Raw genomic sequence first — 25,890 nt, 5'->3', positions numbered from 1 at the left:
CTAGTTCTTAAGTTCTAACTTGGCACGAATTGCAGTTACAATCTGTGCCGTAGATTCTTCTATATTTGATTGGATCGTGTCAATTCGGATGTCCGGTTGCTCCGGAGCCTCGTAAGGGGCGTTGATTCCAGTGAAATCCTTGATCAAACCTTGTCTCGCTTTAGCGTAAAGACCTTTAACGTCACGACGTTCACACGCCTCCAAAGGGGTGTCTACAAAAATCTCAACAAAGTTAAAATCTTTAACCACACTTTTCACCATTTCTCGGTCCTTTTTATAAGGAGATACAAAGGCTGCCAAGACCACAGTTCCGGAATCTACAAAAAGGTTGGCGATCTCTGCAATGCGCCTGATGTTCTCACTGCGATCTTCTGGGGCAAAACTGAGGTCTTTATTGATACCGCTTCGGATGTTATCTCCATCTAAAGTGTAGGTGTGAACGCCCATGCGGTGTAACTCTTCTTCTACGGCATTAGCTACCGTAGATTTACCAGAACCCGAAAGACCTGTAAACCAAAGCAGCATACCTTTATGCCCTTTAAGTGCTTCGCGCTCTTTTTGGCCAATCCCGAAATTATGTGGAACGATATTCTCTTGCATAATTATTTAATGCGTTTTTGTAGATACTGACGTATTCTTCCCAAAGGCAATTTTAACCAAAGTCTTTCGTGGAAATAATAAAGCACAAATTTAGTAAACAACTCAGTGAGTGCAATATACAAGGCTATAGTGTCGAATTCATTTAAAACAGCACCAGCAATGATAAAAGTAGTGGTCGTGGCTACCACACGCCACGATATGGTCTTCATCAGGGTGCGTTTTTTGGTAATACGCTGCCCAAAGAGGATCTTTTGCCAGATACGCTCGTGAACATAAAAGATACCTAGCTTTAAGAAAAACTCTATAAAGCCGATCTTTAATCCATCTTCCAGACTGCATTCACCAGCTAAACAAGTAACCAACAAAACCACCAAAATCGTGTCGGTTGTGGCTATGATACGCCAAGTAATGCCTTTTAAAAGGCTACGATAATGTGATTCCTGTTTGTAGTTGGTCATGACCTATATTTCCTTGGTCACCAAAAACCATGGATTAAGCAAGTCTTCTCTATTGTATCGCAAAGGGCTATTCGCAGGGAGGGCTACAACATGCACCCCCACCGCTTCACAAATGGCTTGGCCAGCCGCTGTATCCCATTCCATGGTCGGGGCAAATCTTGGATAAACATCTGCTTTACCTTCGGCAACCAAACAAAACTTCAATGAACTCCCTTTAGAGACAATTTCTTTTTCTTTTAAAGTGGATAGGCCGTCTATATACTCGCGTGTTTCGTCATTCAAATGAGAACGCGACCCCACAATACGCATCTGGAGTTCATCTGATTTAGGCTGAATCTGTTCTGCCATTTCCATAAGCTCATCGACAGATTCATAGGTTTCTGGCACAAGGATTTTGAAAGCAGTTTCAGCATCAGTAGCCGCAAAATATAGTTCCCGAGTATATGGCGCATAGATCACACCCAATTTAGGTACACCTAAATGTATCAGTGCAATATTAACAGTGAACTCACCATTGCGTTTGATGAACTCTTTGGTACCGTCGAGAGGATCTACAATCCAACACTGCTCCCAATTCTTCCGAATTTCATAATCGGTCTGCTTATTCTCTTCACTGATTATTGGGATCTGTGTCTTTTCTAAATAAAAATTTATAACCGAATTCGCCTTTTCATCTGCAATTGTCAGTGGTGAATTATCGGATTTAATGGCAACTTCAAAATCAGCATCATAAACTTCCATGATCACCCCTCCGGCATCCAGTGAAGCTTTCAATGCCACTTCTAAAAGATTATTCATGGTCTGGATTATTTGGGATTACTTTGGCTTAAATTGGATTTGATCGAAGGCCAATATGTCTTGAATAAAGTAAAACCGGAACCTAAAAAGAAGCCAAGAAGCGCATATCCAAAAAGAATCAATGCTTTATTCGGGCCAGTTGGTTCTGGAGGAATTGAAACTGGCTTTAATATAGTAAAGATTGGTGTATCTCTTTTTACCTGAAGTTTTGCTGTTTCGAGTTCACTCGACAACTGTGAGTAAACGCTGAATGCCAAATCATTTTCGGTTTTTAGTTGTTCATATCGATTCTCAATTGCAGATCGGATATAATTTTTGTTTTGATCTCTAAAACGGCCTAGAGCATTTCGTTTCTCATCATAATTTGTTTTTGCTTCTTCGTGTCGTTTTTCCAGGTAATCCAACTCATCTTTTGCTTTAGATATATTGAATTCAATTATATAATTCTGCAATAGAACCTGTACATTTTTGGTCAACTGAGCTGAGAAAGCTGCATCCGGAAGCATGGAGTAGATTTCAATATATCCTTCTACTTCATTGAAGGTCACAGATATATTCTCTTCCAAATACTCAATTTGTTCTTTTTCAATCTCTGAAAGCTTCACAATTGTTGTGTCTGTCAAATTCAATGGAGTCTCTTCTTGCTCACTTTTGAAAATTCCAACAACTTTTCCTGGTAAACCTATTGTATACTCCTTGAGGTAATCTGTTGGCCCTTTTAAATTGATATCGCTCAGGTATTCCGTGACACGAAGCGAATCACCTGTCACAGCGTCAACAACATGTGAACTCAATACTTCTTTTTGAAACGGTATACTATTCGCAATTACTGGATAAAGGGTTGGGAATATTTCGTTTTTGCTATTCTCAGCAAAATTCAATCCAACGAGTTTTGCGAAACCACCCAACTTCTTACCTAATCCTTGACTGGAACTAATTTGTGGCAAAATTATGGTCTTAGACACGTACTCTTTAGGAGAGAATATAGCTACCACCGCTCCCAATAAGACAAATACCAGTACAACAGTGAGTAAAAAGCGTTTGCGCTTTAACAATATTGAAAATAATTCTTCTATGATCGGAGTTTGACTCATTGTTATTGAATTACCTTGTCAAGTTTTGAATAAGAAGTGCTAAAGACACGAGCCCTGTTGTGATTCCAACTCCTTCTTGAACGCTTAATGAACTTCGCTGAGGGCGTGTTGGAACCAATATAACAGCTCCTGGTCTGATTTTAGGATAAGATCTAAAGAATAAGAAATTCTTAGTAGAGGCTATATCACCGTTGGCATAAATAACATAGGTCTTACCTTTTTTAGCATTATTTGAAAAACCTCCGGATTTGTTAATGTAGTCTAAGACCGTGTAATTATCGTCAAAGCGCACCATGGATGGCACCAATACCTCCCCTTCTATTTTTATGGTTTCTTTGGTAGAAGGAATTATCAAAACATCACCATCTTCGAGAATAAGGTCGTATTTAGAACCACGTCCACCCTCTTGGAGAATTCGACTTAGGTCAATTCCAACTTTAAATGCTTCCTGATTATTTAGATTTGAATCGGTAGCCACGGCTGTTGAGTCGTTCAAATTATTGATCACTGTGTTTTGAATGTCTGCCTTGTAGTAAGGATTCTTGCGAACCAATGAGGCTCCTGCAACATAAGCGTAATCTGAAATTCCACCAGCGCGGTCTATAAGATCAGAAATACGCTGATTCTTTTCTGTTAACAAATAAGTGCCAGCCAGATTGATCTCTCCATTGACCTCAACTCGCTTTTGGTCATTATAGCCTCTGAGATAACGAACCGATACCCTATCGTTAGGCTCTAGAATAAAATTTGAGTCTCCGCTCAATAATAAATCCCCTTCTGTAGAAACCGAAATACTCTCGGCCAAGGTTTCAAACGAATCGTCTTTTATCCTTCTAAACACATCTACAATTTTTGGGTTTGCGCTCGGACTAAAACCATCTGCCATCAGAATAAAATCCTCTAACGAAAGGTTTTCAATGAAAGGAATACTGATCGGATTGTTAACCGCTCCCTCTATGGTAAGGATAGACTGCTCTTGAAGATCGTATTTGTTATAAATATAGATTTCGTCGTAAGGTTGTAGCGCAATGTCTTGAGCCCCACTTATAATCTCACGCAAGGAAAAAGAACGTGAGCTTTTTTCTATCCCATCTTCGGAACTGATAATAATGGCTCTATCTAAAAAGGCTTGATCGCTCAAACCACTAGCTTTTTCAATGAGACCAGACAACTGCAGATCTTTGCTATACGGATACATACCTGGACGATATACAGCACCACTAATGCTCACCGCATTTTCAAATTTGTCAATTACTTCTTTCACCCTTATCAGATCACCGTCCTTAGGTTGCTCGGAGGTGAATGCAGCCTTAGTGACTTCAACAACCTTGCGGCGGTCATCCTCTATGCGATTCACTAAGACCATGTCCTTATAAGCCGTGCTTTTGAACCCTGATGTGAATCGGAACAGGTCTGCAAACGTCTCTCCAGATCTCAGTTCAAAAATACCGCTTCTCTTAACAGGTCCTTGAACAGTGACTTGACTTTCGTAAGGGGCTACCAAAATTATATCCCCATCTCGTAGGTTGAGATTACCTTCTTCGGAACCGTTGAGCAAATAGCCGTACACATCAAAGGTAGCCAGAGGTTTTCCGGAACGGATCAATTGTATGTTTCTAAAAGTTCCTTCACGAGTTGGACCTCCACTGGCGTATAGGCCATTAAGAACTGTAGACAAGGCACTTAAGGAATAGGTTCCCGGAACCTTTACCTCGCCAATTATATTCACTTGTACGGTTCGAACTTTTACAATAGCTACGTCTACTCCAACGTAATACGGACTCGAACTAGGAGCTCCGATACCAGCGTAAATCCTGCGTAACGAACTCTTTATCTTTTTCGTAGCATCGGATATGGTGACACCACTGACATAGATAGGGCCAAGATTCGGAATACGGACTGCCCCTTCTCTATCAACAGGTACATAATAGGTGTTCTCTGCTGCTCCCCAAACCCCAATTGCCAATTCGTCTCCGGGGCCTAAAACATAAGTTTCTGGAGTCGCCAAATTCAAATTTGGGCTAAAGGATATGGTACTGTTCATAAAAAAGGAAAATCCGAACAAAGCGTCTTTTACCGTCCCAACTGGTGCATTAAAACCGTCTAGATAGGCAGGTGGCTCATCTACGATCGCTAAAGGGTTTGCAGAAGAAGTGTTCCCGCTTGAATTTTCACCTACTAGACCATGCAAGCGCTGTTCTAAAAGCCCGATCTGTTGATCTGTCAATCCTCTGACCAAAGCCATGGCCTTGATCTGTTCAATTGTATAACCTTGTTTTTGGGCTTGTTCCCAGTACTCCATCAGCTCACTATCAGACATACTGGCCAAACTGGTTTGATCTGTAATTGGGTTGCTTTGAGCTAAAATTTGAGGTACTCCCGTTCCAAGGGTAAAAAGAAGGGCTAGAACAAGTAATTTGGTGCCGCTGGAAATAATTGGAATTCTAATCATCTTTTATTATCCGAATAATCTCTAAACACATGGTTTAAAGTATGCGGCAAATATATAAAATATAGGTTAGAACCCTAGCAATAAAGAGAAGTCTTTAGCTTCCTAATGACATTGGTCGATTGTGGATTTACCGAGCTTCTTCGTAACTTTACCGAGTGTTGAAAACTTTTAAATTACTACCCTTAGCGCTATTTTTATTGCCGAGCCTGTCTTGGTCTCAATTAACCATCATTTCGGAACTCCCTCAGGAGGTAGAAGAATCCAGCGGATTGGCATATATCCAAGGCCAACTTTTTACTCATAATGACAGCGGTAACCATGATATTCTCTATGGATTAGACCCTGATAAGGGACAGATTACGGTTAAGCTATTTCCTAAAGATATTTATAATGAAGATTGGGAAGATCTTGCCATAAGCAGTGATGGAACACTCTACATTGCAGATATAGGGAACAATGATTTTAGCAGAAAAACGCTCAAAGTATACGGGCTGAGATTGACAGATCAGCAAGTGGAGACGAGCACTGTTACTACCATTAGGTTTCCAGAGGAGTATTGCTCTAAAAAAGGTAAGATCCGTTTTGATATTGAAGCCTTGGTTCATATTGAGGGGAAGTTCTATTTATTTACCAAGACCTATAGAAACAAGTTCAAGGACTACACCGAAGTGTTTGAGGTTAATGCAGTGTCAGGCCAGCAGCTAGCGCACTATTGTGGCAAGATTCCACTTTGTGGGAAAGAAAAGAATTGTAAAATTACCGGAGCAGCCTTTGAACACAGTAGCGGCCAACTCGCCCTTTTGAGTCACAAGAACTTATGGCTCATTGAAGATTTTGACCCTGATCGACTAGATAAAATTAGCTTGCGTCGCTATGAATTCGAGGATGAATCTCAGAAAGAGGGTGTTACTTTTAGAGATCCAAACAATATCTACATCAGCGAAGAACGCAACAAGGGTGAACAACGCCTTTTCTTGCTACAAATCCGCTAGAAAGTCATTTATAGCGAGAATCCAAAACCAAATGAAAATCGCAGGCCGTCATCGCTAGTAAAGAGACCAAATTGCCCGGATATTGCATCTACAGCTGTGAGTAGTAATCCGCCGCCAACACTGTCGTGCCAAATATTCGAGTCTTCGCCATCCAACCAAACACGCCCAATGTCATAGCCTCCAAAAACCCCGAGTTTTAAGGGTAAGAATCCTGTTTTGAATTTTGCGAGTTGCAACCGCAGATCTGCACTTAAGGCCAATGCACTCTCTCCTGTAAAACGTTGTAATCTATAGCCTCTTAAACCTGTATTAGCCCCTAAGACCGCTCCTTGGTAGAACTCAAAGGTGTCTCCAATATTAAAATGGCCTTGAACCTGAGTCCGCAAAACAAGGGTCCTAGCACCAATTATGGCACTGAAGAATTCCAAGTTTGGCTTAATAAAGGCATAGTTCCTGTCAGATTCCTTCAGATTTGCAGTAGCACCAACATCCAGATTAAAGAACAAACCTCTTGTGGGATAAACCTTGTTGTCTGCGCCCACATAGTTATATCGGAACAATATAGTCCCAAAAGTCTTGGCATCGGTAAGTATGGGATCGTCTGCCGCAAAAAACTGCGTCACAAATCGATCGGCATTGGGCTCCACCTCAATGCGTTCCAATTGCACATTCGCACCGAAGGAACTACCCGCATCACCGTTCTTCTGCACCCCTAACGACCCCATCAGAATGCCAGTCCTTACTCGGTTGAAGTCCAGCCCTAGGTCATCGTCAAAATTGGCGGTTTCGTTTCCGAAGCCAAAGAAATTCAAGGCAAAATTCTCAGAGGTAACCCGCAAGCCTGCCACCATATCCCAATTGCCGAAGGTATTGGCAAAATTGCCTTGATACTTAAAATCAAAGCCGTCTGTAGCAAAGAAGTAACCCGCACTGAGTAGGTGTTTGCGGTGATATGGGTCATTCTTAAATCCTTTTACGGTATAGGTATTTGTGGCGCCTATTTTAATACCATCATCCGGATTGAACCCAATGGTAGGCACTATCATATTGATCCGGTCTATATACTTGTTAAAATCGTAAACATTGTTTGAGTAAATGTCCTTGAGGCGTAGTTCTGCCCCTGCTGTGTTCACTATGGTGTTTGGTTTACTGGCATGATCGTAAATCTTTAATCGTCTTCCGTCTTCCAGGTCATACACATCGTTATTCTGACCGCCAATCACTCTAATAAACACAGGCTTGTTCCCGCCACCACTGGCGGTTATACGATCATCATCGTCCAAGGCGTAGATCCAAACTTCCTTGGTTTCGTCTGTTTTAACGGTTCGGGTCTTGAATGGTGGTTGCACCTTACCGTCTTTAATTCGGCTCACCGTTATACGGGTCTCCCCTCTGCCGCGTTCTATGTTGATCTGATCATCCTTATCGGTTGCAGTTATAATGACCAACTTGCTCAGGTGAACATAATAGCGCTTGGCCAGCTCGTCCAGGTCCTGTAATCGGGCTTTCAACTTGGCCATGATCTCATCTGCCGTTTCGTCTTGAATCTCCGGAGGCAATTGAGCAAATGCGTTTGCGATTACCTCATCGGTAAGTTGCTGCTGAATATACTGCGCCTGTTCTATCCAGACGTTCATATTGCTGTCTTGGGTCAAGGCTCTATCTAGCTTGATCCCTGCGGAGTTGAGCCATTTAATGTCTTTTTGTTCGTAATCGAATTCCTGAAACTGTTTGGTCGATGGTATGATCACCTTTAAGAAGTCCAATAAGGCCCCGTCGTAATTCGAATAGACCTGATCACGGTCTCTCGGTATAGGCCTGTAGATCTTTTTATCGTCCGAAATATCGAATCGTGACCAACGCCATTGATCTTGGTGTCTGTCCCAGTCTCCAACGAGCATATCGAAAAGTCGGGCCTTGATGTAACTGGCCTCATCGACCTTGTATTTTTCGTCTGCTCGCAGATTGGCAAGCATATCTGCCGTGCTCTCAATATCATCTGGCGTTCCGAATGAAGACACATCTAAAAAGCCGTCGTCTGGACGTTCTTCTATGATGTAGAGTTCATCGCCAAATTCCTCGTTGTATTTGCCCAAGGCAGGATGTTTGGGCATATAGACCAGCTGCGGATTGGTATGGAACAAGCCAATGGCATCAGAAAGTGGTCCAACGGTAAAACTGGCAAAGGGATGGCTAGAAGTGTAGAAGTCTAATAATACGTCTTCTGTCAGGGTTTCTTTAAAATCCTTTTCTACATAATGATCCTTAAAAGCAACGGTCTGTAAAAATTGTACCGCACTTTTCTTTACCGCTCTTAAGGCAAAATTACGGCCGTCTTTGTCGATTAGACGCAACGAGCGTGTCTGATGCCCTCCACCTTTGCGTTCTATGGTAAAGCCGCCCATAAATTCATCTAAGGTGATCACAGGCACTTTTACATCGGTACCGTAGATATAGCGATAATGGTCTCCCCAAAACCAGCGATATCCGTCGGATTTATCTGTACCTTCTTTATAGGCCTTGGCCAAGGTGGTAGGTTCAAAATCCGAGGAAAGTCCGGAGGTATCATAGGGTTTTTCGGCCGGATGCACATCCGAAGTAAAAGCTAAACTGGCCTCGGAACCATCCATGGTATAAAAACGCACCTTGCTGGATCGGTCGTCGTAAAGATCCAAAACTGCAAAGCCTCTTGAACTAGAAACGAACTGGGCTCCCGGCCCTAAAGCCACTGGACTGTTCTTAGAGCCTGCTCCAGAGACGATCTGCTTGATATTATTGAAATCGATATACTGCAAGGTGTGCTCGTGTCCGGATACAATGATCGCTCTATCTGAAGCTATGGCCATAGTAGTCAATCGGTCCATAAGTTCATCGTAGCGTTGATTGTATCTGTCTTGATTGGTCACACCACCCTGAGCTCTGGCAAAAGCGACAAAGGACCCTAAGATTGGTAAGGGTACTTTGCTGCCAGAAGGAAACAAATGCTGACGTGCCGCAAAATAGCCCCCGTGTGGGCCATAGGTCATCGCCGGGTGATGGGTAGCGATAATAACCGTTTTCTCATTGTTCTTTTTAAGCTCTCCTTCTAACTCCAGAAAAAAGGCATTCCTGGATTTTATATCACAGTCGTCATTAATTGTAGGGTGCTTGTCCCAATCTACCAAATACCATTGGGTATCAATAAATATGATCTCCAGATCGTCGTTGATGGATTTGGTTCGTATAGGACAACCTTTTTCCGGTTGAAATACCTCGTTATTATCGGTTGCCTTTTCTAAATATTCCTCTTGCCGCTTAAGACCAGGCAAGCCTTTGCTATACCAATCGTGGTTGCCGGGAATAAAGTAGGCACTGCCTTTAAAATTTGCCATGGCTGCTACTTGCGCATCTAAGAAACCCTCTGCCGCCGCTCGACGTTTATCGCCTTTGGGAGGTAATCCTTTGGGATAGATGTTATCTCCTAAGAAAATAGCGATATCATTGGCTGTCCCCTCTTGTTCCAACATCTTTTTAAAGCCATTAATAGAGTATTTATCGGGCTCTTGACTTGATAATCCGGCATCGCCAATAAGGTAAATGGAATGTGTTTTTTTAGCAGTGCTAGCAGGCGAGGTAGAAGATACATCTGACGCAGTTTTAGTGGAGTAAGTTGCACAGCTCAGCACAACAAATACCAATGCCAAAGAAAGGACGAGTTTAATTTTCGACATAAGAAGTAATGATATTTTAGTAATTTGGCGTAATAATCGAACAGATGAATTCCCTTATCCAAAAAACTCACGAACACGTATCTCAGCTTCTAGAAGAGAAACTCGCTCCCGAGATCGTCTACCACAATCTACTCCATACCAAACGCGTATTTAAAAGTACGAAAGAAATTTTGGAACACAGTTCGGTCAGCGAGAAAGATGCGGAGGCCCTTCAATTAGCTTCTCTCTTGCACGATGTTGGTTATATCAGCCAATGGGATGGTCACGAAGAGATCAGTGCCGAAATGGCTCAGGAGTTCTTAAAAGGCGAAGGCGCAGACCAAGAGTTAATTGACAAGGTAGTGAAATGCATTTTGGCAACTAAAATGGAGCATGAGCCTCAGAATGAACTGGAAAACATTATCCGCGATGCAGATGCTTCTCACTTTGCGAAAAATTACTATTTACAGGCCTCTGAGTATTTGCGAGAAGAACTCAAAAATTTAGGGATACACGATTATTCGCTCAGAAAATGGACACTGATCAATATCGATCTGTTCAGCAACAAACACCAGTGGTATACCGATTACGCCAAAGAGCAATGGGAGCCTCAAAAGAAGCTGAATCTAAAAATGCTCAAAGAGGAAAGCTCTGCTCAGAAAGAAAAGAAAAAGAAGGCCAAATTGGCCAAACTCAAGGCCAAGCTTAAGGACGAAAGCCCTGAAAAGGCTATTCAGTCCATGTATCGCGTAACCCTGAGAAATCATATTAAACTAAGCGACATTGCCGATACCAAGGCTAATATTTTACTTTCAGTAAACGCTATTATCATTTCTTTGGCCTTATCTAATTTGATCCCCAAATTGGATAACCCGTCTAATGCCTATCTGATCGTGCCAACGGTAGTTTTTGTCATTTTCAGTGTGGCGGCTATGATCTTATCGGTCTTGGCTACCAGGCCTAATGTGACACGAGGTAAATTCACCCGAGAAGACGTGGAACAAAAACGCGTCAATCTGTTGTTTTTTGGGAATTTCCACAAAATGGAATACCAAGAATTCGATTGGGCGATTAATCAAATGCTCAACGACAAGGATTATATCTATTCGGCCATGACCAAAGACCTTTATTTCTTAGGAATTGTTCTAGATAGGAAATACAAGATCCTACGTCTCACCTATACCGTATTCATTGTTGGGATAATTATTTCAGTGATAGCCTTTGCCATTGCATTTCAATGGTCTGCAGGCATACGCGAAGCAATGGGTGCCTAATTTCCGATCTCTTTCATAAGATCTTGATAGGTGTAGAACTGCTTGTCGTTCTTTTTGGTCTTGTAGAGCACATCTACCCGAATGGCCTTAAGCCCTGTAACCCCTTGAAGATCTTCTAGCTGTACTATCTCTACCTGATTGCTCAATACATTCTTAGATTGCAAGAATTGGATATAGCGCAAGTATTCGCGCTCGTCACTCTTTTGGGAGTATACTATGGTGATCTTTCCCTTTTCAGTTACGCGCTGATCGGTACCCTTTATGTAGGCCTTGTCAACACGTTTCTTGACCACTTCGTATCGGGCATTGTAGGTTCCATCTACGTCAAAGCGTTTTTCGTCCATTCTAAACCGAACCGAAAGCGCCGCATTGAACACCAAGATCATAGAGGTTACGTCTAGATCCAATGGCAATTTGGGCTTCATGTTGTAATAGGCGTTCTCCATCTCACACATCACCTGGAGTTGCCACAAACGCAGATTGTACAAATAGACTTTATTAAAACTATCTCTTTTGGTGATCGATTCCCCGATATACATATTGTGCTCTACCCCATCGGTCTTAAAGCGTTCAAAGTAGTGTGGGTACATCGCCTGAGCCTTTTGCTGCTTCTTGTCGAGCAGTTCCGACATCTTTTTATTGATCAAGGTGATGGAATCATCGTAGTCTTTACGGTGCTTGTAGATCAATTTTAAGTTCGGATCCAATTGCTCGCGATAATTGGCAATGGCTTTGCTCAGACTTGGCGATAGCTTATCAAAATGTTCGAACAGCGGTTTGATATCATCTTGAATAAAAGCACGGATACGTTGTTCGCTATCTACTTTTAGATCTTTATGGATGAGCTCCAAATAGGTGTCGATTCGATGAATGAATTGCTCGTAAACTGGCAAGGGTTCTGCCTCAAAGCCCAGCTTGATAACATCTTTAATGGCGGCTAATTGCAAAATCAGATCTGCTTGTATAGCGTGATTTCTAGCGGTCGATGAACTTTTGATATCGATCTGTCCAAAGAGCGGATAAACGTTCTCAAAAACGATCTGTCTAAAGCCAACTTCTTCTCCTGCATAGCGTTTTGCCAAAACGCGCTTGGATTCCTGAACAAATTTCCAATGTACACTCGGATGTATGGAGGTACATTCGTGTTGGATCAAAAGTTCGATCTCGTTCTCTTCTCTTCTTTTGGAACTGCGAACGGAATCTATGACATAAGGCATAATGTCGTTAAGCTTATTGGCATTTACCGTATTGAGTTCTTGCGGATTCGGCGAAACCAGCTCCAATACCCCGAGCACCTTACCTTCGTCACGAACAGCCGCCAGTATGGCACTGCCAGCGTGTTGTTGTTTCAACTTCTTGTAAAGCGGATTCTTAGGATATAATTTGTGGAATTTATCCACGTCAGACACGCAATAATATTCGTTGGTCACAAAAAGTGATTCGTACGAATGCGGACATAAGGCCTTGTCGCAAGATGCGCTCATTTCTCCATTGAGCAAGAAACTATTGATGTTCTTACTCTGCGGAATCGGTTCGAACTGATGCTCTTCTTCATTGTAGACGGCAAAGCCCATTTTGATCTCTGGCAAATTGAATATCGCCTGAAGGATCTTCTCAAACTCCTCGATGTCTTCGTCTGCTTTCTCGTCGTTTTGTCGCAGCAGTGTTGCTTTAAGGTCAGACAAGGCTACATCAACGGTAGAATCGTACATATTACCAATTACAAAACCATTGAATTCCCAGCTCTGGGGCGGGAATTTAGACTTCCACAAGTCAATATCGTCGAAATTGTCTATCAATTCTGCAATATCGTCCTCTGTTAGGTCCACGGCCCGGTCGGTTGGTTTCATCTCTATGAAATCCCCATTGTAGAGCACGCGGTAATTTCTGGTGATCTTATTGGCGTCTGGAATCGCGAAGTGAAACGGACGCCTTGAATCCATGCGCTTGCCGTAATGAGCACCCAAGATCACGCTACAGGCCATGACATAGAACTCATCCGCAGTAAAATTGGTAAAACTCAGATCGTAATTGCCTTCTGCGTTCTTGAGGATATTCTCAAAACGCTTGGTGGACTTAAAAATGTAATTTCTAAAGGGGATGGTCGCAACTTTGATCTCGTTTTGCTGTAAAACAGGCGCAAAGAGATCACTCAAAATAAAGTCGATCTGCGGCTTTAAACGCTCCACTTCTTCTGGAGTCTCTAAGCCACTAACCAGTTCTGGATGCTTTTTAGAAAGCTCCAATACCGCCTTTGCGCGCTCTTGCACCAAGGGGTCCTCGCTGTTAATATGCTCTTTGTATTGTTCAAAGAGTTTCCCAAAACCGATCTTAATGTTTAAGGGAAAGTTGTCGTCGCTCAGTTGCATGCCTAGAAATCAATTACTTAGATAGCCTAATACCCTAATAAAGAACAAAGATACAATATTATAATCTTAACAAAATTTGTTGCTGCTAATCGTTATTTTTGCGCTTTATATTGATTTAGACGTATGAGGATATTAATCGTTACGGCGATCGCCACAATTTTAACAGCCTGCCAAGGAGATTCAGATAAACTTACTTTAAGCGGAACTGCCTTAGGCTTTGAAGACGGAACCAAATTTTACTGGCAGAAGATCAACGAGAACAACCAGCCTGTGGTTTTGGACACGCTTGTTGTACAAGGTGGTAAGGTGAGCATGGAGCTAGAAAATGTGAGTGGAGCCGAGCTGCGACTTCTCAGTGAACCTGTGAGCCGCAAGAATATGATCGTCTTTAACGAAAATCAATCCATAAAGGTGACCATGTACAAAGACAGCATGCAAGCCTCACGAGCAACCGGAGGGCGTAGCAATGCCCTTTACGGTGAATACAACAATACCCTTTTACAGTACGCCAAACTCAAAAAAGAAAAAGGAGAAGCCTACAAACAAGCTCGTTTGGAGCAAGACGGGGTGATGATCAACATCTTGCAAGAAGAAAACAAGGAGTTGCTCTCTGCAGAACGTGCCTTTAAAAAACAATTTGTTCAAGATAATCCGAACTCGCTCTTTACTATGATCATTCTTTCTGAGCTGATCAATAAAAAGGACATTACCGCAGACGAAGCCAGAGAGATCGTAGAGCAAACAGATCCGGAAGTACTCAACACCCTTATCGGCAAGACCGTAAAAGAATCGTTAGACGCCATGAAAAACGTGGAGATCGGCGGAGTGGCTCCGACCTTTGAAGCACCTAACCCAGCAGGAGAAGTGGTCTCTTTAGAAAGCGTGAAAGGCAAAGTAACCCTAATTGATTTTTGGGCGTCTTGGTGCAAACCCTGTCGTATTGAGAACCCAAACCTAGTTAAGGCTTATGAAGCTTATCACGATAAAGGTTTTAACATCATCGGTGTTTCTTTGGATCAACCCAATGGCAAGGCACGATGGATAAAAGCCATAGCAGACGACGGCCTGCCTTGGCCGCAGATCTCTAACCTGCAGTTCTGGCAAGATCCTATTGCGCGTATGTACAATGTACATGCAATTCCTGCTTCCTTTTTACTCGATGAGAATGGGGTGATCATTGCCAAGAACCTCCGCGGTCCGCAGCTAGAAGCTAAATTGGCCCAACTTTTCGACAACTAGTCGTTCCCTAGTAGTATAAAGCTCACTTGAACATTCACACGGATCTCAAGCTCTCCGGGTGCAATGGTAGCCTCGCTTTCGGCGGCATCAGCTACTGCAAAAGAGCGCAAATTCACTCCCGGTGACACACTAGCGGTCTGTTCACTAATGCGAACAGCACTGCCTATCTGCTGCCCTAAAGCTGCTGCGTATTCGCCAGCTTTTTGTTTGGCGTTCAATACTGCCTTTTTACGAGCCTCCACCTCGAGTCGCTCTCTTTCCGAACTACCAAAGTTGATATTATCTATCCGATTCACTCCGGAGCTAATAAGCCCGTTCATCACCGATTCGTACTTACTCAGATCCTTGAGCAGTACATTGATCGACTGATTGGCCACATAGTTGTAGGTCTTGGAATTGTAATTGTAGTTTTTATTGAGTCTGATGTATTCGGTCTGCACATCGGAATCCGGTACACCGGCATCCTTTAAAAAGCGCAGCACAGCAGCCACAATCTGATCGTTCTCTCGTTTTACAGTGGCTGCGTCATTGCCTGTGTTCTCCACACGAAGGCCAATTAGCACTTGGTCTGGAGTAATTTTTACAGTGCCCGTGCCGCTTACATCCACACGAGATGGAAAGGCCTCCGTTTGGGCCTGCATGTTCGTACTCATAATCAAAATACAGATAAATAGATAAAATGTTTTCATATTCGTTTTTGTTTGATAAGCACAAATAGTGCCACAATCGGAACCGCCATCAACAACACCAATTCGGTGCGTGCCTCCAACAAATAAGGTTCAAAGAGCAAGGTGAGTCCATAACCGGCCACCGCACCTCCAAAGTGCGCATCATGACCAATATTCCCCAATTGATTCCGCATCCCATATATGGAATACACTAAATACAATATACCGAACAACCAAGCTTTAATAGGGATAGCGAAGAACAAGTAGAGATTCTGATCCGGATAGAGCAATACAAAGGCAAACACCACACCAGACACGGCACCACTGGCACCAATCGCACTGTAGTGGTATTCGTCCTTATGAAAGGCAAAAGACAAAAAGTTCCCCACCAGTAAACTCGCAAAATAGATCACCAGAAAGGGCAGTAAACCCAGTCGAGCTATGATGGCTCCTGCAAAAAAGTAGAGGGTCAGCATATTGACCAGTAAGTGGGTCCAATCTGCATGTAAAAAACCGGAAGACAAATACCTGATGTACTCACCACGGCGAATCGCTCCTACATTGAACTTGTATTTCTCAAAGAATGAAAAGTCCTGAAACCCTTTGGAAGAAAAGAGAATGTTGGCTCCTATCAACAATAGGGTAATCGGTGCGATGTCTAACATAATTGCAGTTTAAGGGCCAAATTAATGAATTAATTTTAGTTAGTTTTGCCTAAAATTTCTCCATGCGCAAAGCGTTGTATATTCTGGTTAAATCTTTGGTTTGGATCATTTCCAAACTGCCGTTTTGGGCCCTTTACGCTTTGGCAGATTTACTTTTCCTGCTGACCTTTTACATCTTCGGATATCGAAAAAAAGTGGTCTATGACAATCTAAAGCTCGCTTTTCCCAACTGGGACGAAAAACAACTCAAAAAGACCCGCAAGGCCTTTTACCGGCACTTTTGTGATTTTGTACTGGAGACCATAAAGAGTTATACCATCAGCCAGAAAGAAGCGGAGAAACGCTTTGTGTATACAAACCTTGAGGTCTTAAAACCGGTCTTTAACAGCAACCGATCTATTTTACTTTGGTGTGGGCATTACGCTTCTTGGGAATGGGCCGGGATTATGCAAAAACACATACCGGTTCAGGGTTATGCTGTCTATAAGAAGTTAGAAGATCCTTCTTTTGATGCCATGGTTCGTAAAATCCGTGGACGCTTTGGCGGAATCATTGTAAACAATAAACAGATCGTCTCTACACTGTTTCGCAATAAAAAAGAAGGAGTTCCTTCTATAACTTTAATGCTGAGCGATCAAACCCCAAGACCTACGGTTGCCAAACACTGGGAACCCTTTATGGGCGTTGAAGTACCTGTGTTCACCGGCGGAGAAGAACTCGGCCGCAGGCTAGACCTCGTGCACCTCTATTTGCATGTTGAAAAAGTAAAACGCGGACACTATGAGGCGAGATTGGTGCCGCTACACCCTAAGGCTGACAATCCTTATCCAGTAACTCGAAGTTTCTTAGACGCCTTAGAAGGGCAGATCCAAGAGGCGCCAGAATACTATCTGTGGTCACACAAACGCTGGAAGTACAGAAAACAGGATTAAAGCCCGGCCAGCTCGCTCAATTCGCCGATAAATCGATCTGCTAAAGAATCTGCGGCCTCTGCTGTAGGAGCTTCCGTATAGATTCTAATAATGGGTTCGGTGTTGGATTTACGCAAGTGAACCCAAGAATCCGCAAAGTCGATCTTTACACCATCTATGGTCGATGGATGCTCTGAAGCGTATTTACTGCGGATTCCAGCCAAGATACCATCCACGTCCAATTCTGGAGTCAATTGTATCTTTTTCTTACTCATAAAGTAATTCGGATAGCTGGCGCGCAGCTCGCTCACCGTTTTGGTCTGATTGGCCAAATGACTTAGGAATAACGCAATTCCAACCAAGGAATCTCGTCCGTAGTGAAGCTCAGGATAAATGATTCCGCCATTACCTTCACCTCCGATAACAGCGTTCTTGTCTTTCATCATAGTCACCACATTGACCTCGCCTACTGCACTGGCAAAATACTGCCCGCCATGCTTTTCGGTGATGTCTCGAAGGGCTCTAGATGAAGAAAGGTTAGAAACCGTATTTCCAGGCACTTTACTCAAAATATAATCGGCCACTGCAACTAAGGTGTATTCTTCTCCGAACATACTACCGTCCTCAGAAATAAAAGCCAAACGATCAACATCCGGATCTACTACGATTCCAAAATCAGCTCCTTCTTTAACAACAGCTTCCATAATAGCTCCCAGATGTTCTTTGAGCGGTTCCGGATTGTGCGGAAAATGCCCCGTAGGCTCGCAGAAAAGCTTTACCGTCTGCACGCCTAAGCGATCTAAAAGTAGCGGAACAGCTACTCCTCCACTAGAATTCACACCATCTACAACCACTTTAAAACCAGCTTTCTTTATCGAATCCGCATCTACTAAGTCTAGATCCATTATCTCATCTATATGTAGATCCATATAGGCTTGATTCTTGGTGATCTTTCCTAAATCGTCAACCTCGGCAAAATCAAAATCCTGATTCCCTGCGATATCTAAAATTTGCTGTCCGGCAGCAGCATCCAGAAACTCACCTTTGGCATTGAGTAGTTTTAAGGCATTCCATTGCTTCGGATTATGACTGGCGGTAAGTATGATACCACCATCGGCATGTTCCATAGGAACTGCCATTTCTACCGTAGGCGTGGTAGACAGTTCCAGATCTACAACATCGATTCCCATTCCTATCAAAGTTTGCATGACCAACTGCTGGATCATAGGCCCAGAAATACGCGCATCGCGCCCTACGACCACTTTGTAATTGGTCTTTTCGCGTTGTTGCTTGATCCAACTGCCATAAGCTGCCGCATAAGTTACAGCGTCTATAGGGGTTAGATTGTCGCCGGCGCCTCCGCCTATGGTTCCTCGAATTCCGGAAATGGATTTGATAAGTGTCATCTGGTAATAAATTTTGGCAAAGATAAGATTTCTCCGGGGCCTTAGTATTTAGTTTTCGTAAATTCGAAACATGAATTATTTGGCCCATATTTACTTGTCTAGTGGAGATCCTGAGGTAACTGTGGGCAACTTTATTGCCGATGCTGTAAAAGGCAAGAAATATCTGGAATTTCCAGAGGGCATACAGAAGGGCATCATGCTGCACCGGGCCATAGACACCTATACCGACAGTCATCCTATTGTCAAGCAAAGCAGCAAACGCCTCCACAAGAAATACGGACACTATAGCGGAGTAATTGTAGACATCTTATACGATCATTTCTTGGCTGCTAATTGGAAAGATTATTCAGATATCCCCTTGGATATCTACGTGCAGGATTTTTACCAGCTGCTCAATAGCTATTACAGCATACTGCCTAAAAGGATACAGAACTTAATGCCTTATATGATAGCAGACAATTGGCTACTCAGCTATGCCACTGTAGAGGGAATTGGCAAGATATTGTATCAGATGAACAAGCGAACAAAGAACCGCTCCAAGATGAATTTCGCTATCTTAGAGCTCGAAGCGCATTACGATGAGTTTCGAGAAGAATTCACCGATTTCTTTGCCGAACTCACCGCTTTTAGCAAAAACAAACTAAAATCTTTATGACTAAGACAATCGCCACCCTGCTGAGCCTGATGCTCCTTGTAAGCTGTAAGAACAGTCCGGAACTTGCAGTAGTAGAATCCCAAGAGTCAGTTCAAGGCCTGATCACCGAAAAGGCCATGGTAGTTTCTGCCCGAGAAGAGGCTTCTCGAATAGGAACCGAGATCCTTAAGATGGGTGGAAATGCTTTCGATGCGATGATCGCTACAGAAATGGCGCTGGCCGTTACCTATCCTTTTGCCGGAAATCTAGGTGGCGGTGGATTTATGGTATACCGAACTCAGTACGGAGAACTCGGAGCCTTGGACTACCGAGAAAAAGCGCCAATGGCAGCTTATAAGGATATGTATTTGGACGAGAACGGCGAGGTGATCTCCGACAAAAGTAAAGTTGGCGGCTTAGCTGTAGGAGTGCCAGGAACGGTTGCCGGAATATTTGCAGTGCACGAAAAACTGGGATCCCTGCCAATGGAGACCCTTTTAGAGCCTGTGATCCAGTTGGCAGAGCGCGGTTATGTGGTCACCGAAAAGCAACAAGCGCGTTTTGACAATTACGCTGCGATCTTTGATTCTATCAATAGACAAAAAACACTGTATAGTCAAGGTTTCAAAGCAGGTGATACTGTGAAGAACCCCGCTTTGGCAAACAGTTTAAAAGCACTACAAACGGAAGGCCGATCTGCATTCTACGGCGGAAGTTTGGGCAAGGAGCTGGTCAATTATTTAAGCCAGCACGACGGTATTATCACCTTAGAAGACCTAAAGGCCTACGAAGCCCAATGGCGAGAGCCAGTGATATTCAATTACAAAGACCTACGCGTGATCTCTATGGCACCACCCTCTTCTGGAGGAATTTGCTTAGCGCAGATCATGAAAATGATAGAACCCTATGACATAAAAAGCTATGGACATAACAGTTTAAAGGCAATTCAGCTTATCACAGAGGCAGAAAGACGCGCCTATGCAGACCGCAGCTATTATTTGGGGGATCCCGATTTTGTTGATATTCCAACAGAAATCTTGACCAGTGAGGCTTATTTAAGCGGGCGCATGAGCGATTTTAGCTTTGATGCTGCAACACCTTCGTCAGCCATTAATTATGGCGAAGTGGAAGTTGTAGAAAGTATGGAGACCACCCACTACTCTATTGTGGACGCCTTTGGCAATGCCATAGCAGTGACCACTACGCTCAACGGAGCATATGGTTCTAAACTCTATGTACCGGAACTGGGATTCTTTCTCAACAACGAAATGGATGACTTTAGCGCCAAGCCAGGCGTGCCTAATATGTTTGGTTTAATTGGGGCCGAGGCCAATTCGATCGCTCCGCAAAAACGCATGCTAAGCTCCATGACCCCAACTCTTATTGAAAAGGACGGGAAATTCTGGATGACCGTTGGAACTCCGGGAGGTTCTACCATTATTACTTCTGTACTACAAACTGTACTCAATGTATACGAATTCGATATGAGTATGCAAGAAGCAGTGAATGCCCCACGTTTTCACCACCAATGGCTACCCGATGTGATCTTGTTTGAACCTGAGGGCTTTGAGCAGGCTATTTTAGACAGTCTTAAAACCAAAGGTTATATGCCCAATACGAACAACAGTCCTATTATTGGCAAGGTAGACGGGATCATGGTACTTCCAGATGGTCGTTTAGAGGGTGGCGCGGACCGCCGAGGAGACGATACGGCTGTAGGATATTAGGCTGTAATCTAGATGTATTTTCTTACAAAAAGTAAGATTTATACTACATTTTAAGATATTTTTCTATTTTTGGAGCATATTAGGTAACTCTATGTTGCAGCAGGAGCTACTCAATTTTACACTTGGGGCTATTTATAACAAATTGATTTTTAGAAGCTTATAGTTTAAAATTACTTTAAAACTAACCTACAACGTCGTTCTAAGACCGATGCATACTTTGCTGTGCTTTGGCCTTAAAACTGCTTGACCCTGCTGCCATATGCTTGCCAAAAGTGCAAATTATGGCCAAATCCTATAAAAAGGATATACTGACTATAGTCCCGCTAATTTTTAGCGGCCTGCTCTGTATTGGCCTATTTTTCTTGCTGTGGCAAAAAAGCCAGACCGATCCGGAGTTCGCTCCCCTGCTGCAAAATATAAATACCACCATTACCTATATCAGTGCCATTTTTGGTGCGGTGATCATGGTGTATCTGGCTGCCAACGTACTTACTGTCAAGACTAACCGAGATCAACTCCTATCGCAATTGCGCCGAGTGACAGACCAGATGAACAGTTTTAGAGACATTGTGGAATTACTCTTACGCTCTAAAATGTGGCTACCTGGACTTAAGGAGTATATCGACGATGAATACGAAGGGCTTACCTTTTTTGAGGTCAAGGAGTTTTACAAAGGAAAATCCAAATTGGCCATTGAGTTCTTGCAGGAATCGCACAACTACGAAGACACAGAAAACCTTTATCTGGAATTGAAATCCCTGCTCTATAATTCGGCCAGAGACAAACGCATCAACGAAAACATATCGCATCCGAAGATATACGACAAGCGCTTGCTAGAAAAGTGGTTAGAGCACAAATGCGGTAGCGGACTTTGGTATTACTTCGGATACAAATACAGCATTTACAAAGAAGCGCTCAATCTGAATAACGTTTACGAGCGCCATCAGGATAAGATCATGAAGCTTGCATTGTCTATTGACAACGAAGCTTTTGAGGATTCCTCATTCAACGAGGTTTTCCTCTCTAAACTCGGGGAGTATATGTCTAATGAGATACTGCCCAAACTGTACCAATTTCAGGAAGGATTCGATAAAAAACTGCCGAGGATGGTTCGTTACCTCTACGCAATTTTTGCCGTGCTAATCATCTTTGGAGTGCTACTACCTTTAGTAGCTTCCTTGCTGCAACTATCTATGATTTTTAGCATAGTCAGCGTGTCGGTGATCATCGCCTTGGTGTTTTTTATCGCTACTTCCTTTTACCAGTTCTTAGCCAGCGAATCTACCCGTATGCAAGGTTGATAAAAGCTTTATAACTCCCTGAGTTTTTAGCAGTCAAATCAGTACCTTTGCAAACTATGGCAAATCAGGAGGATTTTATTGAAGTTTTAGGGGCTCGTGTGCACAACCTCAAGAATATAGATGTGCGCATTCCCAGAGAGAATTTGGTAGTGATCACAGGACTTTCTGGCAGTGGAAAGTCATCACTTGCTTTCGATACCATCTATGCAGAAGGCCAGCGCCGCTACATTGAGACATTCTCGGCCTATGCGCGTCAGTTTTTAGGCGGATTGGAACGCCCTGATGTAGACAAGATCGATGGGCTATCTCCTGTAATTGCTATAGAACAGAAAACCACCAGTAAAAGCCCGCGTTCTACTGTAGGTACCATTACAGAGATCTACGACTTCTTACGCCTGCTCTACGCTCGTGCAAGTGACGCTTACAGTTATGAGACCGGCGAGAAAATGGTCTCTTACAGCGATGAGCAGATCCAGGAACTGATTTTAAAAGAATTTGAAGGCCGTAAGGTATCTGTTTTGGCTCCGGTGATCCGTTCTCGAAAAGGACATTACCGAGAGTTGTTTGAACAGATCGGAAAACAGGGCTTTATAAAAGTTCGTGTAGATGGCGAAATTGTCGATCTAGTGAGCGGCATGAAGGTAGATCGTTACAAGATACACGACATTGAGATCGTAATAGACAGACTCTTGGTCGATGCCTCTGCCCTTTTGGACAATCGATTGGCTGAGACCATCAAAACTGCCATGTATCACGGAGACGACGTGCTCATGGTCATAGATAACGAAACAGGTAATACGCGATATTTCAGTAGAACCTTGATGTGTCCTAGCAGTGGTATCTCTTATCCGAATCCGGAGCCCAATAACTTCTCGTTCAATTCTCCCAAAGGGATGTGTCCGAGTTGTAAAGGTTTAGGACATAAGCACGAGATCAATGTGGACAAGATCGTTCCAGACAAAACAATGTCTATAAAACAAGGGGCGCTAGCGCCACAAGGTCCGCAGAAATCCAACTGGATATTCAAACAATTGGAACTCATTGCGGAGCGCTACAATTTCAAGCTGAGTGATCCTTTTAAAGATATTCCACAAGAAGCCGTAGACATTATTCTTTACGGCGGAAACGAAAAATTCGAGGTCGCCTCTAAGACCCTGGGAATTACCCGCACCTACAAGATCGATTTTGAAGGAATCGCCAATTTTATCGAGAACACTTACCACAACAACGATTCGGCTTCGCTGCAACGTTGGGCCAAGGACTTTATGGATCGCGTTGAATGCCCTGAATGCGGCGGTTCGCGCCTGAGAAAGGAATCGCTTTACTTTAAAGTTGCCGAAAAGAGCATAGCCGATCTGGCCAAGATGGACGTGGTTGAGCTTATGGAGTGGTTTGATAATATAACCGATAAACTCAGTGAGTCTCAACAAAAGATCGCCAGCGAGGTGATCAAAGAAATTAGAGCACGCCTCCAGTTCTTGGTAGACGTTGGTCTGACCTACCTTTCGCTAAATAGAAGCTCCAAGTCCTTGTCTGGTGGAGAGGCCCAGCGGATCCGTCTGGCCACACAGATAGGATCTCAATTGGTCGGCGTACTTTATATTTTGGATGAGCCGAGTATTGGCTTGCACCAGCGAGATAATGCAAAACTCATAGACTCTTTGGTTAAACTCAAAGAACTGGGGAACTCTGTTTTGGTGGTAGAGCACGACAAGGACATGATAGAGCATGCCGACTATGTGATCGATATAGGCCCGGCAGCCGGAAAACACGGTGGCGAGATCGTCTCCAAAGGAGCTCCTAAAGAAATCTTGGAGCATCCTACCTTGACGGCAGAATATCTTAAAGGCACCAAGAATATTGAAGTTCCCGCAAAAAGACGTGAGGGCAACGGAAAAGTGTTGACCTTAAGCGGCGCCACAGGACACAACCTCAAGAACGTGAGTGTAGACTTACCCTTGGGCAAAATGATCGGTGTTACCGGTGTTTCAGGAAGTGGAAAATCGACTTTGATCAACGAAACGCTCTACCCTATACTCAATGCACATTTTTTTAATGGGGTAAAGAAACCTTTACCGTATAAAAAGATCAGCGGTTTGGAACATATAGACAAGGTGATCGACATTAACCAAAGCCCGATTGGGCGTACACCGCGTTCCAACCCGGCAACCTACACAGGAGTATTTTCAGAGATCCGATCCTTGTTTGCTAAAGTTCCTGAGGCTGCTATCCGCGGATACAAACCCGGACGCTTTAGTTTTAATGTAGCTGGCGGACGTTGCGAAACCTGTAAAGGTGGCGGCTTGAAAGTGATAGAGATGAACTTTCTACCAGATGTATACGTGGAATGCGAAACCTGCCAAGGCAAGCGTTTTAATAGAGAGACCTTAGAGATCCGTTATAAAGGCAAGTCTATCTTCGATGTTTTGGAAATGACCATAGACGAAGCCTGTGAGTTTTTTGAGCACATTCCTAAGATCTACAGAAAACTCAAAACAATTCGAGATGTTGGCTTGGGTTATATCACACTAGGTCAGCAGTCTACCACGCTTTCAGGAGGAGAAGCACAGCGTATTAAACTAGCGACAGAACTTTCTAAACGCGATACTGGTAACACTTTTTATATCTTAGACGAACCCACTACCGGTTTGCATTTCGAAGATATTCGCGTGTTGATGTTGGTTTTAAACAAATTGGTAGACAAAGGAAATACGGTCCTTATCATAGAACACAACTTAGACGTTGTAAAAATGGTAGACTATTTGATAGATATAGGACCAGAAGGAGGTAAAGGCGGCGGTAAGGTCGTTGCACAAGGCACCCCAGAAGAAATTGTGAAAGTAAAATCGAGCCATACCGCAGCTTTCTTAAAGCGCGAGTTGGAATCGGTGAAGAAATAAAAAGTATCAAGTAAATGAAAGCTAACAACAATCCAAAAGGTTGGAACGAAGTAAAGACCAACGACTCTTGGGCGATCTTTAAGATCATGGGAGAGTTTGTAAACGGATATGAGAAACTGAGTCTTATTGGACCCTGTGTCTCTATCTTCGGATCGGCCAGAACCAAACCCGAACAACCCTATTATCAATTGGCAGAACGCATCGCCAAAAAGATCACTGAACACGGTTATGGCGTCATAACTGGTGGTGGCCCTGGTATCATGGAAGCTGGAAACAAAGGGGCTCACTTGGCTGGCGGAACTTCGGTTGGTTTGAACATCGACCTACCCTTTGAGCAACACGACAACCCCTATATAGACAGCGACAAGAGCATTAACTTTGATTATTTCTTTGTTCGCAAGGTGATGTTCGTAAAATATTCACAAGGTTTTGTAGTGATGCCGGGGGGATTTGGAACACTGGATGAGCTTTTTGAAGCGATGACACTCATCCAAACGCATAAAATTGAACGTTTCCCTATCATTTTGGTTGGTACTAGTTTTTGGACAGGCCTTATTGATTGGGTAAAACAGACCCTTCTAGAAGAAAATGGCAACATCAGCCCAGAAGACGTAGACTTATGGCATATCGTTGACACAGAAGACGAAGTATTAGAAATTTTAAATAACTTCTATTCGAAATACAACTTGAGCCCGAATTTTTAAATTCTGGCT

Annotated in this window: 19 protein-coding genes; 9 read left to right on the top strand and 10 right to left on the bottom strand. The window is 43.2% G+C overall.

Features of this window, described 5'->3' with window-relative positions; translation table 11 throughout:
- Genes cysC through AC0J2F_RS12745 form a run of 5 tightly spaced genes read right to left on the bottom strand, consistent with a single transcriptional unit; the run spans nt 1 to nt 5,402 of the window.
- The gene (cysC, locus tag AC0J2F_RS12765) at nt 1-600 is read right to left on the bottom strand and encodes an adenylyl-sulfate kinase (RefSeq protein WP_473007972.1); all 600 of its coding nucleotides are present in this window, start codon (nt 598-600) and stop codon (nt 1-3) included.
- Between the two features lie 2 nt (nt 601-602).
- Nucleotides 603-1,058, bottom strand: coding sequence for a DUF2061 domain-containing protein (locus AC0J2F_RS12760; protein WP_087522756.1), 456 nt, complete (start codon nt 1,056-1,058; stop codon nt 603-605).
- A gap of 3 nt (nt 1,059-1,061) precedes the next feature.
- The gene (gene cysQ, locus AC0J2F_RS12755; protein WP_473007971.1) at nt 1,062-1,856 is read right to left on the bottom strand and encodes a 3'(2'),5'-bisphosphate nucleotidase CysQ; all 795 of its coding nucleotides are present in this window, start codon (nt 1,854-1,856) and stop codon (nt 1,062-1,064) included.
- 8 nt (nt 1,857-1,864) lie between these two features.
- Nucleotides 1,865-2,950, bottom strand: coding sequence for a Wzz/FepE/Etk N-terminal domain-containing protein (locus AC0J2F_RS12750; RefSeq protein ID WP_473007970.1), 1,086 nt, complete (start codon nt 2,948-2,950; stop codon nt 1,865-1,867).
- A gap of 10 nt (nt 2,951-2,960) precedes the next feature.
- Nucleotides 2,961-5,402: an SLBB domain-containing protein gene (locus AC0J2F_RS12745; RefSeq protein ID WP_473007969.1), complete on the bottom strand. Its 2,442-nt coding sequence runs from the start codon at nt 5,400-5,402 to the stop codon at nt 2,961-2,963.
- A gap of 155 nt (nt 5,403-5,557) precedes the next feature.
- Between AC0J2F_RS12745 and AC0J2F_RS12740 the strand changes: the two genes are divergently transcribed.
- The gene (locus AC0J2F_RS12740) at nt 5,558-6,394 is read left to right on the top strand and encodes a hypothetical protein (protein ID WP_473007968.1); all 837 of its coding nucleotides are present in this window, start codon (nt 5,558-5,560) and stop codon (nt 6,392-6,394) included.
- 8 nt (nt 6,395-6,402) lie between these two features.
- On the opposite strand, the gene AC0J2F_RS12735 is transcribed toward AC0J2F_RS12740, so the two are convergent.
- Complete coding sequence (locus tag AC0J2F_RS12735) at nt 6,403-10,104, bottom strand: metallophosphoesterase (protein WP_473007967.1); 3,702 nt, start codon at nt 10,102-10,104, stop codon at nt 6,403-6,405.
- 44 nt (nt 10,105-10,148) lie between these two features.
- Between AC0J2F_RS12735 and AC0J2F_RS12730 the strand changes: the two genes are divergently transcribed.
- Complete coding sequence (locus tag AC0J2F_RS12730; RefSeq protein ID WP_473007966.1) at nt 10,149-11,357, top strand: Pycsar system effector family protein; 1,209 nt, start codon at nt 10,149-10,151, stop codon at nt 11,355-11,357.
- On the opposite strand, the gene AC0J2F_RS12725 is transcribed toward AC0J2F_RS12730, so the two are convergent.
- The gene (locus tag AC0J2F_RS12725) at nt 11,354-13,726 is read right to left on the bottom strand and encodes a GAF domain-containing protein (protein ID WP_473007965.1); all 2,373 of its coding nucleotides are present in this window, start codon (nt 13,724-13,726) and stop codon (nt 11,354-11,356) included. The genes AC0J2F_RS12730 and AC0J2F_RS12725 overlap by 4 nt on opposite strands.
- Before the next feature lie 123 nt (nt 13,727-13,849).
- Between AC0J2F_RS12725 and AC0J2F_RS12720 the strand changes: the two genes are divergently transcribed.
- Entirely contained in the window at nt 13,850-14,965 is a 1,116-nt protein-coding gene (locus AC0J2F_RS12720; RefSeq protein WP_473007964.1) for a redoxin domain-containing protein, read from the top strand.
- On the opposite strand, the gene AC0J2F_RS12715 is transcribed toward AC0J2F_RS12720, so the two are convergent.
- Together AC0J2F_RS12715 and AC0J2F_RS12710 are read right to left on the bottom strand one after the other, a co-directional pair.
- Nucleotides 14,962-15,618: an SIMPL domain-containing protein gene (locus AC0J2F_RS12715; RefSeq protein ID WP_473007963.1), complete on the bottom strand. Its 657-nt coding sequence runs from the start codon at nt 15,616-15,618 to the stop codon at nt 14,962-14,964. The two genes, AC0J2F_RS12720 and AC0J2F_RS12715, sit on opposite strands and share 4 nt — an antisense overlap.
- Before the next feature lie 32 nt (nt 15,619-15,650).
- Nucleotides 15,651-16,298: a rhomboid family intramembrane serine protease gene (locus AC0J2F_RS12710; protein WP_087522766.1), complete on the bottom strand. Its 648-nt coding sequence runs from the start codon at nt 16,296-16,298 to the stop codon at nt 15,651-15,653.
- Between the two features lie 62 nt (nt 16,299-16,360).
- Here AC0J2F_RS12710 and AC0J2F_RS12705 point away from each other — a divergent pair, with 62 nt between their 5' ends.
- Nucleotides 16,361-17,230, top strand: a complete 870-nt coding sequence (locus tag AC0J2F_RS12705; protein WP_374959355.1) for a lysophospholipid acyltransferase family protein — start codon at nt 16,361-16,363, stop codon at nt 17,228-17,230.
- On the opposite strand, the gene glmM is transcribed toward AC0J2F_RS12705, so the two are convergent.
- Nucleotides 17,227-18,615: a phosphoglucosamine mutase gene (glmM, locus tag AC0J2F_RS12700; RefSeq protein ID WP_374958121.1), complete on the bottom strand. Its 1,389-nt coding sequence runs from the start codon at nt 18,613-18,615 to the stop codon at nt 17,227-17,229. The genes AC0J2F_RS12705 and glmM overlap by 4 nt on opposite strands.
- Nucleotides 18,616-18,685: 70 nt before the next feature.
- Here glmM and AC0J2F_RS12695 point away from each other — a divergent pair, with 70 nt between their 5' ends.
- From AC0J2F_RS12695 to AC0J2F_RS12675, 5 genes are all read left to right on the top strand, one after another.
- Nucleotides 18,686-19,270, top strand: a complete 585-nt coding sequence (locus AC0J2F_RS12695) for an acyl carrier protein phosphodiesterase (protein WP_374959356.1) — start codon at nt 18,686-18,688, stop codon at nt 19,268-19,270.
- Entirely contained in the window at nt 19,267-20,976 is a 1,710-nt protein-coding gene (ggt, locus tag AC0J2F_RS12690; RefSeq protein ID WP_473007962.1) for a gamma-glutamyltransferase, read from the top strand. The genes AC0J2F_RS12695 and ggt overlap by 4 nt, the downstream gene beginning before the upstream one ends.
- 281 nt (nt 20,977-21,257) lie before the next feature.
- Nucleotides 21,258-22,277 (top strand): hypothetical protein, encoded by a 1,020-nt coding sequence (locus tag AC0J2F_RS12685; RefSeq protein ID WP_473007961.1) that lies wholly within the window; start codon nt 21,258-21,260, stop codon nt 22,275-22,277.
- A gap of 56 nt (nt 22,278-22,333) precedes the next feature.
- Nucleotides 22,334-25,177: an excinuclease ABC subunit UvrA gene (uvrA, locus tag AC0J2F_RS12680; RefSeq protein WP_473007960.1), complete on the top strand. Its 2,844-nt coding sequence runs from the start codon at nt 22,334-22,336 to the stop codon at nt 25,175-25,177.
- A 14-nt stretch (nt 25,178-25,191) separates the two neighbouring features.
- Nucleotides 25,192-25,881, top strand: coding sequence for an LOG family protein (locus tag AC0J2F_RS12675; RefSeq protein WP_473007959.1), 690 nt, complete (start codon nt 25,192-25,194; stop codon nt 25,879-25,881).
- Nucleotides 25,882-25,890: the final 9 nt, after the last annotated feature.

It is taken from the genome of Gilvibacter sp. CC01, from assembly GCF_055755295.1.
The sequence above is the reverse complement of the archived record's forward strand: the minus strand, read 5'-3'. Positions and strand labels throughout refer to the sequence as shown.

Bases quoted from the DNA above. Each gene is read 5' to 3' on its own strand.
- glmM (WP_374958121.1), bottom strand. From the start codon at position 18,615: ATGACACTTATCAAATCCATTTCCGGAATTCGAGGAACCATAGGCGGA.
- ggt (WP_473007962.1), top strand. From the start codon at position 19,267: ATGACTAAGACAATCGCCACCCTGCTGAGCCTGATGCTCCTTGTAAGC.
- AC0J2F_RS12725 (WP_473007965.1), bottom strand. From the start codon at position 13,726: ATGCAACTGAGCGACGACAACTTTCCCTTAAACATTAAGATCGGTTTT.
- AC0J2F_RS12735 (WP_473007967.1), bottom strand. From the start codon at position 10,104: ATGTCGAAAATTAAACTCGTCCTTTCTTTGGCATTGGTATTTGTTGTG.
- cysQ (WP_473007971.1), bottom strand. From the start codon at position 1,856: ATGAATAATCTTTTAGAAGTGGCATTGAAAGCTTCACTGGATGCCGGA.
- AC0J2F_RS12710 (WP_087522766.1), bottom strand. From the start codon at position 16,298: ATGTTAGACATCGCACCGATTACCCTATTGTTGATAGGAGCCAACATT.
- AC0J2F_RS12715 (WP_473007963.1), bottom strand. From the start codon at position 15,618: ATGAGTACGAACATGCAGGCCCAAACGGAGGCCTTTCCATCTCGTGTG.
- AC0J2F_RS12720 (WP_473007964.1), top strand. From the start codon at position 13,850: ATGAGGATATTAATCGTTACGGCGATCGCCACAATTTTAACAGCCTGC.
- AC0J2F_RS12760 (WP_087522756.1), bottom strand. From the start codon at position 1,058: ATGACCAACTACAAACAGGAATCACATTATCGTAGCCTTTTAAAAGGC.
- AC0J2F_RS12705 (WP_374959355.1), top strand. From the start codon at position 16,361: ATGCGCAAAGCGTTGTATATTCTGGTTAAATCTTTGGTTTGGATCATT.
- uvrA (WP_473007960.1), top strand. From the start codon at position 22,334: ATGGCAAATCAGGAGGATTTTATTGAAGTTTTAGGGGCTCGTGTGCAC.
- AC0J2F_RS12750 (WP_473007970.1), bottom strand. From the start codon at position 2,950: ATGAGTCAAACTCCGATCATAGAAGAATTATTTTCAATATTGTTAAAG.
- cysC (WP_473007972.1), bottom strand. From the start codon at position 600: ATGCAAGAGAATATCGTTCCACATAATTTCGGGATTGGCCAAAAAGAG.
- AC0J2F_RS12695 (WP_374959356.1), top strand. From the start codon at position 18,686: ATGAATTATTTGGCCCATATTTACTTGTCTAGTGGAGATCCTGAGGTA.
- AC0J2F_RS12675 (WP_473007959.1), top strand. From the start codon at position 25,192: ATGAAAGCTAACAACAATCCAAAAGGTTGGAACGAAGTAAAGACCAAC.
- AC0J2F_RS12685 (WP_473007961.1), top strand. From the start codon at position 21,258: ATGGCCAAATCCTATAAAAAGGATATACTGACTATAGTCCCGCTAATT.
- AC0J2F_RS12730 (WP_473007966.1), top strand. From the start codon at position 10,149: ATGAATTCCCTTATCCAAAAAACTCACGAACACGTATCTCAGCTTCTA.
- AC0J2F_RS12745 (WP_473007969.1), bottom strand. From the start codon at position 5,402: ATGATTAGAATTCCAATTATTTCCAGCGGCACCAAATTACTTGTTCTA.